This is a genomic window from Pleurocapsa minor HA4230-MV1 (assembly GCA_019359095.1).
Taxonomy (GTDB): Bacteria; Cyanobacteriota; Cyanobacteriia; order Cyanobacteriales; family Xenococcaceae; genus Waterburya; species Waterburya minor.
In genome coordinates this window covers 371,555-386,207 of record JAHHHZ010000011.1, presented here as the reverse complement: position 1 = coordinate 386,207, position 14,653 = coordinate 371,555, and the positions used below count along the sequence as shown (strand labels likewise).

Sequence of the window (14,653 nt, the reverse complement as noted above, 5' to 3'; positions counted from 1 at the left end):
TAACAAATGTTTGAGATTTGAAATTACTACATTATGTCTAGAAAGACCAACAAGTATACGAGTCTACTTTATTTTTTAGGCTTTGGTCTTATATTTAGCCTTATTTTTAATCAGTTAGATCATAATTTAGCTCTGGCAAGCTCACCAGAACTTTTAACCCAAAACCCTAAAACAGCAGGAACAACGCAGGTAAATCTGTTCCAGGCGATCGTGTTGGGATTTGTCCAGGGAGCGACAGAGTTTATCCCCATCAGTAGTACTGCGCATTTAAAAGCCATTCCCGTATTTTTTGGCTGGGACGATCCTGGGGTTTCTTTTACGGCTGTGATTCAGCTTGGGAGTATTGCTGCGGTTATCTCTTATTTTTGGTCAGATTTAAGTCAGATTGTCAAAGGAATAATTAAAGCAATTCGCCATTCTAATTATGAATCTCAAGATTTTTTGTTAGCGGTAGGATTAGCGTTAGGTTCACTCCCACTTATTTTTGCTGGTTTGTTGCTGACAATTTTTGAACCGCCAATTTATGAAACAGTTTTTAGAAGTATGCCCTCAATTGCGATTGTTTCGATTGTGATGGCTTCCTTGTTAGCTTTGGCAGAATATGTAGGGACTCAAAAACGTAATTTTGAAGATTTGACAGTCAAAGACGGGGTTTTAATTGGTTTTGCTCAAGCTTTAGCAATTATACCTGGAGTGTCTCGTTCTGGTTCGACAATGACTGCCAGTTTATTTAATAATATCGATCGCGCCTCAGCAGCCAGATTTTCTTTTCTGTTAGGAATTCCGGCAATTACTGCTGCTGGATTAGTTGGGTTAAAAGACTTAATCGATACTGGTGGAGGTGATGCGGGATTTTTGCCTTTAATTGCTGGCTTAATCTCTTCAACAGTATTTTCTTATTTAGCGATCGCCTGGTTATTAGAATTTCTCAAGAGAAGAAGTACTTGGGTGTTTGTTTGGTATCGATTAGGATTTGGCGTATTTATCTTGGTTGCTCTGGCGCTGGGATGGATTAAAGGATAAATAACGACGCAGGAAGAAAGAAGAACAAGACGAAAAATATTGGTTGAATTGTCACTCAAAACAACCAATTCGTCTTTAAACTGGTAACTTTGTATTGTCGAGTATAGTTTTACTTAAATCAACTCCATTCAGATTAGCTTTTGACAAGTCGGTATTGGTTAAATTGGCATCAAATAAGCTTGCACCACTTAGATCGGCATTCTCAAAATTTACTCCTCTCAAATCAGCCCTACTAAAATTACATCCTCGTAAGCTGCTATTAGCAAAATTAGCTCCCCTAAGTTTGGCATCATGAAAATCAGTACCATCCAAGCGCAGGTTGATTAGTTTTGCGCCGTTCATATCACAGTAAGTAAATGAACAGTCTATTATTCTGGCTTCGGTTAAATCTATTCCATCAAGATTCATACAAGTATTATCTGGCTTTATGCCAATAATTGTTGCTCGGTGTAAGATAGCTCCTTCTAAATGAACATTTGCGTATAAATCTCTATCAAACCTAGCTTTTTCATAGCTCAAAGTTACTTCAGTAAGATTAGCCCCATTTAAGTTGGCGGATGCAATTCTTGCTCCAGTCAAGTTAGCACCACTAAGATCTGCACCACTAAGATGAGCTTCAGCTAAATTAGTAAAACTTAAATCCGTGTTCGATAAGGAAACACCAGCAGTTATGAAATATGCTCCTGCTGCTTGGGGATCAAATCCTTTGGGAAATATAGTATGTGAATCATACAAAGCTCCTTTTAAATTAGCTTCTTTTAAATCCGAACTACTTAAATCTAAATATACTTTTGGTTCTCGAGCATCGTAACCTCTTAAATTTGACTTACTGAGGTTTGCTTGTCGAAAACTAACATTTTTGAGTAATTTTACTTGGCTAAAATCTGCCCCTTCTAAAATTGCTTGCTCAAAATTAGTATTAACCAATTGGCTTTCATCAAATCTAGCTTGAGTGAGGTCAGCTTTAGTAAAATTAGAGTCTGTTAAGTCATTCTTTCGTATATTTGCTTTGTACAGCTTGGAATTTCTTAGTGATGCCCTAGTCAGGTTACAGTTATATATCTGGCAACTGATCAAATCTAAGTTTTCCAAAACAGCATCAGATAAATTAAAACCCCCTAAATAAGCAGGAGAAGAAAATTTAACTTGAGTTAAATCTGAACCAATTAGAATCTCGAGAATCTCGCGCTCTTTAGGGTCAATTATCGATAACAATTGATTAAACTTATCAGTACTAATAATTTGCTTTGTATTACTGGTAGTCATTTAAATTTTTGAAAGTGACTTGAAATATTAAAGTATCTTTTTAGACAAAAACTATAATCTCATAAATATCATAAATATATTTAATTCTGTATTAATTTAGTAATCATTTTTTTAAACACAATTAAACTTATACTCCAAGCGCGATCGCAACTTCTTTCAACAGTTTATTCTGGATATTATCAACTAATATGAGTCAAAGTACCGTTCAACCAGCCAAAATTAGCCGTGTATTGCCAGATTCGATCGCCGCCGAAATTGGGTTTGAAGTTGGGGATGCGATCGTTTCGATTAACCAGACTCAGCCACGGGATTTGATTGATTATCGTTTCCTCTGTAGTGATGAATATCTGGAATTAGAAGTAATCGATACAGCAGGCGATTTGCATCAGATTGAGATTGAAAAGGATTACGATGATGATCTGGGGCTAGAATTTGAAACGGCTTTATTCGATGGTCTAATTCAGTGTAATAATCACTGTCCTTTTTGCTTTATCGATCAGCAACCTCCTGGTAAACGACAAAGTCTCTACTTGAAAGATGATGACTATCGTTTGAGCTTTTTATATGGCAGCTATCTAACTCTCACCAACCTGACAGAAAAAGAATGGCGACGGATTGAACAGATGCGCCTGTCTCCGCTGTTTGTGTCGATACACGCCACTGAACCAGAAATTAGAACTAGACTGCTGAAAAACGAGCGCGCAGGGCTAATTATGTCTCAACTGCAATGGTTTCAGGAGAGACGTTTACAAATTCATGCTCAAGTAGTTGTTTGTCCTGGCATTAATGATGGCGAACATCTAGCCAGAACTTTATTAGATTTAGCTTCTTTCCATCAAGGAGAAATACCTGCTGTTGCTTCCGCTGCGGTTGTTCCCGTGGGCTTAACCCGTTTTCGCCCCGCAGAAGATGAACTAATACCTGTCAGTCAACAACAAGCGATCGCCGTAATTGAACAGGTACAGCAATTACAGGACAAGTTTAAACAGCAGTTTGGCAGCACTTTTGCTTGGTTAGCGGATGAATGGTTTCTCATCGCCCGTCAAGATATTCCCGCAGAATCACACTATGAAGACTATCCTCAAATTGGTAATGGTGTTGGTTCAATCCGCTTGTTCCTTAAACAGTTTCAAAGTACCGCCCAAGAAATGTTACCCAAGTCAATAGATCGACCTCGTCGTTTTACCTGGGTGGTAGGCAATGCAGTAGAACAGGCTTTTCAACCCTTAGTAAACCAACTTAATCAGGTAGAGGGTTTAGAGATTAACCTAGTGGCATTAAATAGCCAATATTGGGGACAGGAAATTACCGTCACGGGTTTATTAACAGGACAGGATATTCTGGCTGGTTTGTCAGCAAAAGATCTAGGAGACGGCGTATTACTACCTTCTTTAATGCTTAAGCATGATGACACCAAATTCCTAGATGATTTGACTGTTGCTGATGTTAGTAATCAGTTAGCAATACCCATTTTGCCTGTCAGCGGTGTGGAAGAATTAATTAATCGATGTGTTGATTAAGCGAATTATCGGGCAACTGTCTCATTCAGTAAATTCTCCGCAGCTTCAAGTAGTTCTTTTTGAATATCTTTTAAATCTTCTTGGTTATTAAGATAGGTAGTTAATGCCTCCAGGGGATTTAAAGTATTGCCGACTCCTAACTCTGGTAAACGAGGGCGGGCTAATTGACTAACTAATTCGGGGCGGATGCTGTGGCTGTGGGCTGATTGTAAAGCGCGATCTAGGGCAGAGGTATTGATTAGATCTAACTGCTGCGATCGCAATTTATATATTAACCGCACCACTTTTTGCTCAATTTCTTGCTGGGCGATCGCCTGTAATACTTGCTCTAAAGGATCTTCTGCTTGAGATACATCTATTTCAATCGTGATAAAAGGACGTGCAGGCAAGGTGCAAAATTCCCATTCAGCTTTTCCCGATTCAACTTCTAAAAAAATATAGCCTTTATCTTCTTTTTCTTCCCCAAAATCTACTCGTTCAATACTACCTGGATAAATTACAGGCGGATCGTTACTAGGGTTGAGGTTTTGATGCTTATGAACATGACCTAAAGCTACATAGTCAAATTCTTCACGAATTAACATTGACATAGGAATTGTAAAGCCTTTACCTACGGCAAGAAACTTCTCTGCACCTAAACTAGCGCGATCTGCCATTAAATGAGCCAGTAAAATTGTGGGCAGATCGGGATCGAGACGGCGTATTTCTGCTTCTAGTACAGGCTGCAATTTTTGAATTAGCATCTCGTTAACTTCAGCTAAAGCTAATCCTTCAGTTTCGGGGCGAGTTAAAAGAGTAGAACGATTTAACCAGGGTAAGGTAATTACTTGCACCGCACCATTTTGAGTATCCAGGCGATGAGTTGCGATCGTATCCCCCACAATAAAGCCAGGCACGACTAAAGTACGGTAAATCGATAAACTAGCACCACCACTTCCTTGAGAGTGCTGATCGTGATTACCTACCAATAGAATTGCTGGGATATTAGCATCGGCTAAACGACGAAACTGGCTAGCAAAAGCCTCATGAACATAGGGAGGAGGAGTAGCATCAGGGAAAGCATCTCCACCAAACAAAACTAAGTCTACAGGTTCAGCGATCGCCCGATCAATACAGATTTTGAGGCTATTAACAAAGTCTTCTAATCTAGTATTGATACCTGTTTCAGGATTAATTTTACCGTGAGAAAATCCACTTCCTAAATGAATGTCCGATAGGTGCAGAATTTTAACCATAAGTCCAAGTTTGTTTTTTAATTGTCGCTAAAACACTTTTACTGTAGTCAATTTGATCAAAACATTGACTCTAATATTTCTGGCGTTAATCCTTGAGATTGGGCTTCTTGGCTAGCTAAATCCATAGTTTGTCTGAATCGATTTAAATTTGTTGATTGAGAATAAGCAATTTGAGAACGCATTAAAGCGGCAATTTTAAATTGCATTTGTTCTTGCTCTTCTTTAGTAGCTTGGTTATAAACTTGAGCTAGATCTGATGATACTTTGATGATTATTTCTTCGGATTTAATCATAATTTTTAGGTTTTTAGACCTTCTAGTTTAAGCTTTCTATGATGATTAGCGGGATAGCCTAATCAAAACTATAGCACTTAGACCCTGACACAGAGGGCGAATTAAGCAGTCTCTCAATATGATGCAGTGGGTAATGTTACTAGTGTCACCGATGAGTGGTGAAAAATAGGAAATAGGAGATAGGAAGTAGTAGGTAGTAGGTAGTAGATAATAGGTAAACACTTTTGATGTTATACCCTTGTGACACTTCTATACTTTTTCTATATTTACTATCCCTCAAAACAAGCTTGATGATCTACTAGTCCTGAAATTGCGGTTTTTGAAAGGTAAACTAGCAACAATATTGTCAAGAGTTATTGTCAGGGTTAAAATTAATCACCAAAAGTTATAGGTTTTATTTACCTTGCTACCTCTGTCATTTGGCTTAATTGATGACACGCCCTAACAACTATCCTATGACCAACAGAGATTTATTTGCTCGCGAAGCCTTGGCGCAGATTCCCAAGATTCTGACTTTATTAGATCGTAATCCTCACAGTCCGACTTATGGTTGTTTCGATCGCACTTTCTGGCAATATAAGGTCATTGATTTTCCAGCAGGGATGTCTCAAGAATTTGTTTATCCTCTGGCGTTGGCTTATAGTTGCGATCGCCCAGGAAATATTTATTATCAGCAACCCATGGTTAAGGAGTGGGTTAAAGCAGGGATTGCATATGCCAATTTAAGTAGTCATAGTAATGGCTCTTGTGATGATTATTTCCCCTATGAACGAGCAGCAGGAGCAGCAGCCTTTTCCTTACTAGCCTGTTTGGAAAGTACTAGCTTGTTGGGTTTAGAGCATTCACAAGAGGTGTTAGATTTTTTCCGCCGACGGGCAGACTGGTTAGCAGAACATCAGGAAAGTGGGCGGTTAACTAATCATCAGGCTTTAATTGTGCTGTGTTTAGAATTAGTGGGTAGGTTGTTACAGACAGATCGCTGGTCAGTTAGCAAGCAAGAACGTTTAGAACAAGTGTATGCTTGGCAAAATCCCGAAGGTTGGTTTATTGAGTATGAAGGTTGCGATCCTGGTTACCATACCCTAACTATTTCTTGTTTAGCGCGATTATACGAATTACAGCCCAATGAGAGGTTGAAACAGGCGATCGCCTCCGCCGTCAAACTGGCAGCCGAATTTGTCCATCCTGATGGCTCTTATGGGGGAGAATATACTAGTCGTAACACCTATAACTTTTTTCCTCATGGTTTTGAGTTGGTGGGAAAATGGCTACCAGAAGCTCTAAATATCAACGATCGCTTTTTACAAGGATTAGCCGCTGGTTTAGGTTCTTGTTATGCTGACGATCGCATTATCGGACATCACACTTGGAATTATCTTCTAGCCTGGCGCGACTTTATCCCCGCTCGTCCACCCCTCCAGCCTCGTACTCAAGGACAGATCCATCTCCAGCAAGGGGGCATTTTAATCGATCGTCGAGATAACACTGAATTATATCTAGCTCTGAATAAAGGCGGGGTATTTAAGCTGTTTCGTGACAATAAACTAGTTGCTTCCGATACACAATTTTCTTTACTGGTACAGGATGGCAATAAACGGCGCAATGCTGTAGGACATTTAGTCGATAATTATCAAATTAAACTAGAGTCAGATCAAATTGCGATCGCTGGTAAACTTGGCTGGGCAAAACAGAAACAAATGAATCCCCTGAATCTAATTATTCTGCGCTTAGTTATGTTATCTCTGGGGCGCTTTTTCCCTAATTTAATTCGTCGCAGCTTACAAAAAATTCTCATCACAGGTAAACAAACTACACCGTTTACATTCTCCCGTCGTCTAGCTTGGCATGATGGACATTGGCGCATTGAAGATAGCTTGACTGCTGAATCTTGGGCTGATGTCATTGCCGTGGATTTAGGTTGCGATCGCACTTCCATCTATGTAGTGATGAGTCGTACTTTTCAACCAGCACAACTGCAACCTGCTTGGGATTTAAGCGATCGACTAGCAAATTTACGTCCTGGAGAGCCACTTAATTTAACACGTCTAATTTGAATTAGCTTCGTTTAAATGAACTAGCTTTTAGCTTTTAGCTTTTAGCTTTTAGCTTTTAGCTTTTAGCTATCATGTTCATGACGATACTGATTTTTTTGATCTAGAGGATATAATTGATTTCTAATTTACCAGGAGTAACTTATGAACAAGAAATTACTTACTACCCTTGGCTGTTCGGGATCTGTTGCCTTTTCCTTACTCGGTGTAAATTCCGTTAGTGCCACCGAATACGTTTTTACTGCTCCCAAAACCGATCAAGAGGTAGCAGAAATTCCTGCCAGCAAAACAGATTATCCTTTTGCTGACTGTAGCTGTGATGGATATGATGCGGAAACTGCAGCCAAAATAGATCGAGAAGGAGACAAGGCTGTCGAGCTTTATGGCTGTGACTGTGCTGGCTGTCGGAACCTAGTACGTAATCTTAATTCCGACCAACCTCAATCATAATTTTCCAGACGAAATAAAAATATTAAGTAAGTTGCGATCGCAATGCGGAGACGCAGCCTCATCACCTTTAATTACAGTTTGGCTTGATTTCAGGGATTCTTTCCCCTGCATTATTAGTGAGATATGCTGTCAAGCTAATTTTTCCTGACTTACTTACTTTAATTCCTCTGGCTGGCTGTATTTTACCCTGACTGGTTTCTATTGGTTCAGGAATAGCAAATGCAGCAGGATTTTGATTACTACTAATAATATTCTCAGAATTTAACGGGGTATCTGGTGCGGGAGGAACTCCACCTTTACCTGCGATCGCCAAACCATTATTTGCTGTACCTCTACCAGCTTCACAAGCTTGAGCCGTATTTTGCTCTGGTTTCGAATACATTATACCAATTTTCAATAGTAAGTGGAGAGATACAATCAAATTGTAGGTTGGGTTTCGTGCCTCAACCTAACGATTAAAAGATTTTGTTGGGTTTCACGCTTGGTTCTACCCAACCAAAAGAGCGCGTCCACATTAATTTGTTGGGTTAAAATATTGCGCCTATTGAATGTAGACTAACATTTTAAGATTTTATTAACCCAGCATTTTAGTCTAGACGCTTTACTACCAAGTCTCTTATTACTTTTGAGAAATGGTATTACTAGGTAATTCTGTCGCCCCCTGAACAGGATTAATGTCGGAAGTATTAATATTAACAGTGCCATCAAAACCACTAGCTTCAGAACTAGCGTTAATATCGTTAGTGAAGTCATTTAAAGGGCGTTCTTCAATCCCAAAGATTCTTTCGCTAGCAATCTTAATATTTCCACCTCTACCCTGTTGTGCGCTAGCAGTAATATTGTTATCCCCATCGGGGAAGGCAACTATTAAATTAGCATTGACATCGACATTGCCACCATTTGCATTACCTGTTGCTATAGCAGCTATGTTGCTGTCATTATCTAGGGACAAACTTTTCGCTATTTCTAGGGTAATATTACCGCCTACTTAAGGGTCTGCGTTTTCTGTCAGCGATTGTGAAGGAAAATTTACAGCCGAAATTGTTCCATTGTCTAAAGATAAAGTATCAGCTTTTAAATATAGCCCTAGGTAAAAACGTTAGGACATCTTTAAAATACACTTCTTATTTCCTATTTCCTATTTCCTGCTTACGAGCCGATCACCCTAATTGTCTATCGCTAATTTTGTACGACTATATTAGGAGCTTTTTTTGCTGTCACGCCTCGATATCACACACTCTTTGCATTTTCTATCACGCTCAAGTTTAAATCCCAAACTTATAAAGGGAGTTAATAGAAATTACTTTTTAAATTTTTGATAAATATTATGGCTTTTAATACAACATCGGCGATCGTTGAAGATTGGAACGGAGGATATAAACTGGAGTTATCAATTGGCAATGATCTAGACGCTCCAAATTGGGCCTTAAATTTCAATTTACCTTATCAAATATCGGCTGCTTATGGCGTAAATCTGATACACAACTCAGACGGCAGCTATACAATGAGCGGGCAAGATGGCTGGGCAAATCTTACCCCAGGACAAACGATTAGTCCGATTTTGATTGTTGAAGATCAAGGGCAATCCGCCCAATTACTAAATTTTCTCGATCAGCAGAGTAGCCCGATCAATACTATCGATAATATTGATAATGTTGACACTTCTTATATTGACACTACTTATGTTGATACTTCTTATATTCCTTCCACTAATAATACTATCGATGTCGATCGCGATTTTGGTGGAGATTTAGCTAGTGCGATCGCAGCTGCTAATAGTGGTGACGTGGTTCAATTGGGCAATAATAGATACTACACTTCAGGTTTGATCATTGATAAAAATATTATCCTGGATGGTCAAGAAAATTCAGTAATTGACGGTGGTGGCACATTCAATTCAATCATCACTCTTTATTCAGGTGCTTCAGGGGCAACTATTCAGGATATAGAAATAACTAACGGTAATAATGGTATTCACGGTTATAGAGCTACAAATTTAACGTTGCAAAATCTTGAGGTTCACAACATCGGCAAGAATGGAATGATTGCAGATGGCAACCAAACTGGTATTGCCTTGGATCATGCTGATGGACTGAAATTAAGCAATACTAGCGTGTATGACGTAGATCGTAAAGGAATTGGGGTTGGCGATACTAATGGTGCGCAAATCACCAACGTTAATGTGCAGTCTGTTAATTTAGCAGCCAATCACGCTCAAAGTCATGATACTTCTGGCATCAAATTTTTTAACACCAACAACGTTATCTTGAAAGATAGCTATTTTGAAAAAATTAACGCTTTTCATATTTGGAACGACACCACCAATGGCACGACGATGGACAATAACAAGGTGGTTAATGTGGGTTCAGACTTCTTAGCCCCTAGCTTTAATACAAACGTTAACATCGCAGGGATTTATAACGAGAAAAGTTCCAATTCTATCGTCCGCTATAATGAGGGAACTGCGATCGGCGATTTTGCAGCGTTTAACGCCACCGAATTTACCACCCAAACCATGACTTATGAAGATAATAATAACTTCTCCAAAGCGGAGTTTGGCACTCAAGATTATTGGGTAAATCAATCAGCCGAAATCTTGATCGCAATCACCGAAAACCCTGATGAAGCTAATTTTAGCTTGTTTGCCGATCAATATTATGCTCAAGCCGTAATTCAGTAAATTTAGTTGTAAGCTGTAAGCTATGAGCTGTCTCATAAAAAGAAGTTTAAAGTTTATAGCTTTCTAGTTCAAGTTTTTAGTTAGTTTTTCATGGTAAGTTGACGAAAAATCTTAAATATATTGATTGCAACCGTGAAAAAGTTAGTTGTCGCTACAGGAAATCCTGGAAAACTTGAGGAAATACAGGAATATTTAGTTGATTTACCTTGGGAGTTGGTCTTAAAACCTGCCGAGATTGATGTAGATGAAACTGGGACTACTTTTATCGCTAATGCTCGTCTCAAAGCTTCAAAGGTAGCAAAGGCTGTAGGTGAATGGTCGATCGCTGATGATTCTGGACTAGCGGTAGATGCCTTAGATGGCGCGCCAGGACTATATTCAGCGCGTTATGGCAAGACAGACTCAGATCGGATTAATCGCTTGCTGAGGGAGTTGGGAGATAGCCAAAATAGACAGGCGAAGTTTATCTGTGCGATCGCTATTGCTAATCCTCAAGGCGAGATTATCTTGGCAACAACAGGAATTTGTCCAGGTGAAATCTTGAACTCTCCCCGTGGGAACGGTGGTTTTGGTTACGATCCGATTTTTTATGTCCCGACACAACAACAGACTTTTGCCGAAATGTCTGCGTCAACTAAAAATAGAATTAGCCATCGGGGAGTTGCTTTTGCTCAGCTAATGCCAGAGTTAAAACAGTTATCAGCCCAGCTGGCTAGTGAATAAATAACCAGCCATAACTCAAACAAGCGATCGCCCATAAACTGCCATAGAGATAACCCAGTCTTTTTTTGTAAGTATTTGACTCAGTTTTTTTGAGCGCCAGATGAATCGTTAGGGCAATAGGAGTTAACCAGAATAAGATTGATAAGGCGATCGTCAGATTATTACTATTTTCCATAATTAAAATTAGCTTGGACTCCTGACTAACGAGCAGTATTACTGACCAAGCATCTGTAACTTATACAAGCTAGCGTATAAACCATCGTTTTCCAGCAATTCATCATGACTACCAAATTCGACTAATTCTCCTCGCTTCAAGACCAAAATTTTATCAACATTGCGGATTGTAGATAGACGGTGGGCGATAATGATTGCCGTACGATTAATCAGAATTTGGTCTAAAGCGGATTGAATTAAAGCCTCGGTGGTGACATCTAAACTAGATGTTGCTTCATCCAAAATCAAAACGTGAGGATTACGAATCGCTACCCGCGCAAAGGCTAAAAGTTGTTTTTGTCCTCCTGAAAGGTTTGTCCCTCTTTCTCGTAACACCGTGTCATAACCATCGGGTAAGTCTTCGATAAAGCGATCGATGTTAACTAATTTGGCAGCCTGCTTAACTTCTTCAAGAGAATAATTATCACCCAAAGTAATATTGCGTTTAACATCTCCTGCAAACAAGAAGCTCTCTTGTAAAATAACGCCAATATAGCGCCGTAAATCTGCTTGGGGAATATCTCTAATGTCAATACCGTCTACCAGAATTCTACCTTTACTGGGTTCATATAGCCGACAGAGTAAACGAATAATCGAGCTTTTTCCTGCGCCTGTAGGGCCAACTAATGCTACTTTTTCTCCTGGTTTGATCGTAAAGTCCAGGTTTTTAATGACGTATTCATCGGGTTTATAGCCAAACCAAACGTTTTCAAAACGGATTTCTCCAGTTAAGGAATTATCTGTATTTGTAGTTAATAAAGTGCGATGTCCTTCGGCTATAGTAATCACCTTATCTCTAATTTCAACAGGTTCGTTTAAAAGTTCGGTAATTCTTTCAATAGCCGTAAATCCAGACTGAAACATCGTGAATTTATCCGCAAACTGACGCAATGGATTAAATAGTCGTTGAGCATAGAGAATAAATGCCAATAGCGCACCATAAGTCATCGTGTCTTGCAGCACAAATATACCTCCTAACCAGAGGACTGCGGCGATCGCCACTAAAGCAATCCATTCCAGGGTGGCGGATACAGCGGAATCGTGAAAAATAGTTTTATCGACTTCTAAACGATAGCGTTCGTTAATTGAGCGATACATTTCACTGTTATATCTCTCCCGTCGGAATAGCTGAACAATATTGATGCCCATTATATTCTCTTGCAGCATCGAGTTGAGTTGAGACAGTTCTTCTCTAGCAGAATAGTTAGCCTTACGATATTGTTGTTGAAAATAGATAATTAGAGCAGTGACGGGAATCAGCATAAAAACCAAAATTGATGCCAGCTTCCAGTTGGTAACATAAATTACTACCACGATCGCCACAATCGAAACAAAATCGCTCACTACTCCTACTGCACCACTAGCAAAGACATTGCCCAAGGCTTCTACATCACTAGCAATGCGAGTAATTAATTTACCAACAGGAGTGCGATCGAAAAAGCTAGACGCTAGAGAAGTAACGTGAGTAAATAAATCCTGGCGAACTTCAGCCGTAATTTCTTGTCCAACCTTTTGGACTAAATAACCTTGAACTGAAGCAAACATCAGCCTGATTACAATAGTTAGCAGCAACAACCCTGATAACAGATTAATTCCTCGACTGACAGATACACCACTCAAAAAACTCCAGGTTGGTTCGTTTTTAAGCAAAGATATGGCTTGACCAACAATCAAGGGTTGAATTGAACCTGCGATCGCCAATGGTATTAATAAGATGAGAGAAATAATCAGAGTTCCCTTACTTTTACTGGCATAGGGAATCAGCTTAAGGAATAATCGCCAATCATTGTCCTGATTTCTAACTTGATTGGGCTTAGTCGAGGCGATGGTCATGAATTTCAATATTAATGGATGCGGAATAACCTAAAGAATCTGCAAATCACCTATTATTACCAGCTTTTATCTCAGAAGCTGATAGCTAAAAACTAATTAATTTGAGTAAAACTAATTCGCACTAATTATTTAAATTATGACAGGATTATCAAGAATTGCTAACTTCTGAGCTGAGATACTAAGTCGTTGATATTATCTCGATTTAAACGATAGCTAAGGGGATGAGCAATCAGTCTGGCACTACTTTCGCATAGCACATCAATTTCAATCAAGCCATTTTCCTTCAGCGTTTTCCCTGTCGAAACTAAATCGACGATCGCCTCAGACATCCCTGTAATCGGCCCCAACTCGACAGAACCAGACAACGGTACAATTTCTATGGGCAAGTCAATACCATCAAAATATTCTTTGGCACAGTTAACAAATTTAGAAGCCACTCTACCGTGGGGAGGCAATTCCACAGAACGACGATAGGAACTACTAGCAGGTACAGCTACCGATAGGCGACAATAGCCAAATTCTAGATCGACGAGATTCGCCACTTCTGGCTGTTTTTCTCGCAACACATCATAACCCACAACTCCTAGCTGTGCTTGACCGTATTCGACGTATACAGGCACATCCTGCGCTCTTACCAGTAAAGCTTTAGCGGTATTTGTCGCCTCGGTAATTTGTAGTTGACGGTTGTTTTTATCGAGGAAAGCACTAAAATCTAAGCCTAAATTCTTAAATAGCTCGATACTGTCTTTTAATAAAGCACCTTTTGGTAAAGCGATCGTTATCATAAAAATTATTATCCAGAATATAAACAGTAAAAGAGCGAGGAAGCTTTAAACTCTATGTTGCAAGGATTAAACCACCTTACTTTATCAGTTTCTTGTTTAAAAACATCCTTTAACTTTTATACTCAAACTTTAGGCTGTAAGCCTCTGGCTAAATGGAAACGCGGCGCATATCTACTCGCAGGTGATTTTTGGCTGTGTTTAAGTCTAAATCACCATCTTGATAGTTCAAGATCTTTAAACTACACCCATATTGCCTTTAGTGTTTCGCCAGAATTTTTGCGAGAGTGCCAGCAAAATGAGCGACTCAATCTCAAACTATGGCAAGAAAATAAAAGTGAGGGAGATTCACTATACATTCTAGATCCTGATAATCATCAATTAGAACTGCACGTAGGTAATTGGCAAACACGACTTCTCGCAACGAAACAAGATCCTTACGCAGACATGATTTTCTACGATCTTCCAGAAATAAATTGAATATTTATCCAATGCACCTCTTGTTATTCGTGAGTTAGAATGTCAGGAAATAACTATATAAATCTTGCATAATTCACCAAAAATTTGCAAAGATCGCGATAGTA

At 39.2% G+C, this 14,653-nt stretch carries 15 protein-coding genes; 7 read left to right on the top strand and 8 right to left on the bottom strand.

Annotated features, from left to right (window positions below; genetic code table 11):
* Nucleotides 1-33 precede the first annotated feature (33 nt).
* Entirely contained in the window at nucleotides 34-1,023 is a 990-nt protein-coding gene (locus KME09_04145; GenBank protein ID MBW4533107.1) for an undecaprenyl-diphosphate phosphatase, read from the top strand.
* A 75-nt stretch (nucleotides 1,024-1,098) separates the two neighbouring features.
* On the opposite strand, the gene KME09_04140 is transcribed toward KME09_04145, so the two are convergent.
* Entirely contained in the window at nucleotides 1,099-2,289 is a 1,191-nt protein-coding gene (locus tag KME09_04140; GenBank protein ID MBW4533106.1) for a pentapeptide repeat-containing protein, read from the bottom strand.
* Between the two features lie 188 nt (nucleotides 2,290-2,477).
* On the opposite strand from KME09_04140, the gene KME09_04135 reads away from it, so the two are divergent.
* The gene (locus tag KME09_04135) at nucleotides 2,478-3,809 is read left to right on the top strand and encodes a TIGR03279 family radical SAM protein (protein ID MBW4533105.1); all 1,332 of its coding nucleotides are present in this window, start codon (nucleotides 2,478-2,480) and stop codon (nucleotides 3,807-3,809) included.
* 5 nt (nucleotides 3,810-3,814) lie between these two features.
* Here KME09_04135 and sbcD read toward each other — a convergent pair whose 3' ends face one another.
* Together sbcD and KME09_04125 are read right to left on the bottom strand one after the other, a co-directional pair.
* A complete protein-coding gene (gene sbcD, locus KME09_04130; protein ID MBW4533104.1) occupies nucleotides 3,815-5,044 on the bottom strand; it encodes an exonuclease subunit SbcD in 1,230 nt (409 codons plus the stop codon).
* Nucleotides 5,045-5,100: 56 nt separating this feature from the next.
* Nucleotides 5,101-5,337, bottom strand: coding sequence for a hypothetical protein (locus tag KME09_04125; GenBank protein MBW4533103.1), 237 nt, complete (start codon nucleotides 5,335-5,337; stop codon nucleotides 5,101-5,103).
* A 455-nt stretch (nucleotides 5,338-5,792) separates the two neighbouring features.
* Between KME09_04125 and KME09_04120 the strand changes: the two genes are divergently transcribed.
* On the top strand, nucleotides 5,793-7,391 hold the full coding sequence (locus KME09_04120) for a hypothetical protein (GenBank protein ID MBW4533102.1): 1,599 nt from the start codon (nucleotides 5,793-5,795) through the stop codon (nucleotides 7,389-7,391).
* 141 nt (nucleotides 7,392-7,532) lie between these two features.
* Complete coding sequence (locus tag KME09_04115) at nucleotides 7,533-7,838, top strand: hypothetical protein (protein MBW4533101.1); 306 nt, start codon at nucleotides 7,533-7,535, stop codon at nucleotides 7,836-7,838.
* Nucleotides 7,839-7,905: 67 nt separating this feature from the next.
* On the opposite strand, the gene KME09_04110 is transcribed toward KME09_04115, so the two are convergent.
* Nucleotides 7,906-8,220: a hypothetical protein gene (locus tag KME09_04110; GenBank protein ID MBW4533100.1), complete on the bottom strand. Its 315-nt coding sequence runs from the start codon at nucleotides 8,218-8,220 to the stop codon at nucleotides 7,906-7,908.
* A gap of 237 nt (nucleotides 8,221-8,457) precedes the next feature.
* Nucleotides 8,458-8,790, bottom strand: a complete 333-nt coding sequence (locus KME09_04105; protein ID MBW4533099.1) for a hypothetical protein — start codon at nucleotides 8,788-8,790, stop codon at nucleotides 8,458-8,460.
* Between the two features lie 375 nt (nucleotides 8,791-9,165).
* Here KME09_04105 and KME09_04100 point away from each other — a divergent pair, with 375 nt between their 5' ends.
* The gene (locus tag KME09_04100) at nucleotides 9,166-10,518 is read left to right on the top strand and encodes a hypothetical protein (GenBank protein ID MBW4533098.1); all 1,353 of its coding nucleotides are present in this window, start codon (nucleotides 9,166-9,168) and stop codon (nucleotides 10,516-10,518) included.
* Between the two features lie 132 nt (nucleotides 10,519-10,650).
* Nucleotides 10,651-11,241, top strand: coding sequence for an RdgB/HAM1 family non-canonical purine NTP pyrophosphatase (gene rdgB, locus KME09_04095; protein ID MBW4533097.1), 591 nt, complete (start codon nucleotides 10,651-10,653; stop codon nucleotides 11,239-11,241).
* Here rdgB and KME09_04090 read toward each other — a convergent pair.
* From KME09_04090 to KME09_04080, 3 genes are all read right to left on the bottom strand, one after another.
* Nucleotides 11,231-11,416 (bottom strand): hypothetical protein, encoded by a 186-nt coding sequence (locus KME09_04090; protein ID MBW4533096.1) that lies wholly within the window; start codon nucleotides 11,414-11,416, stop codon nucleotides 11,231-11,233. The two genes, rdgB and KME09_04090, sit on opposite strands and share 11 nt — an antisense overlap.
* A gap of 38 nt (nucleotides 11,417-11,454) precedes the next feature.
* Entirely contained in the window at nucleotides 11,455-13,287 is a 1,833-nt protein-coding gene (locus KME09_04085; protein MBW4533095.1) for an ABC transporter ATP-binding protein/permease, read from the bottom strand.
* 158 nt (nucleotides 13,288-13,445) lie between these two features.
* Nucleotides 13,446-14,072: an ATP phosphoribosyltransferase gene (locus KME09_04080; protein MBW4533094.1), complete on the bottom strand. Its 627-nt coding sequence runs from the start codon at nucleotides 14,070-14,072 to the stop codon at nucleotides 13,446-13,448.
* A gap of 54 nt (nucleotides 14,073-14,126) precedes the next feature.
* On the opposite strand from KME09_04080, the gene KME09_04075 reads away from it, so the two are divergent.
* A complete protein-coding gene (locus KME09_04075; protein ID MBW4533093.1) occupies nucleotides 14,127-14,549 on the top strand; it encodes a VOC family protein in 423 nt (140 codons plus the stop codon).
* The last annotated feature ends 104 nt before the right edge of the window (nucleotides 14,550-14,653 follow it).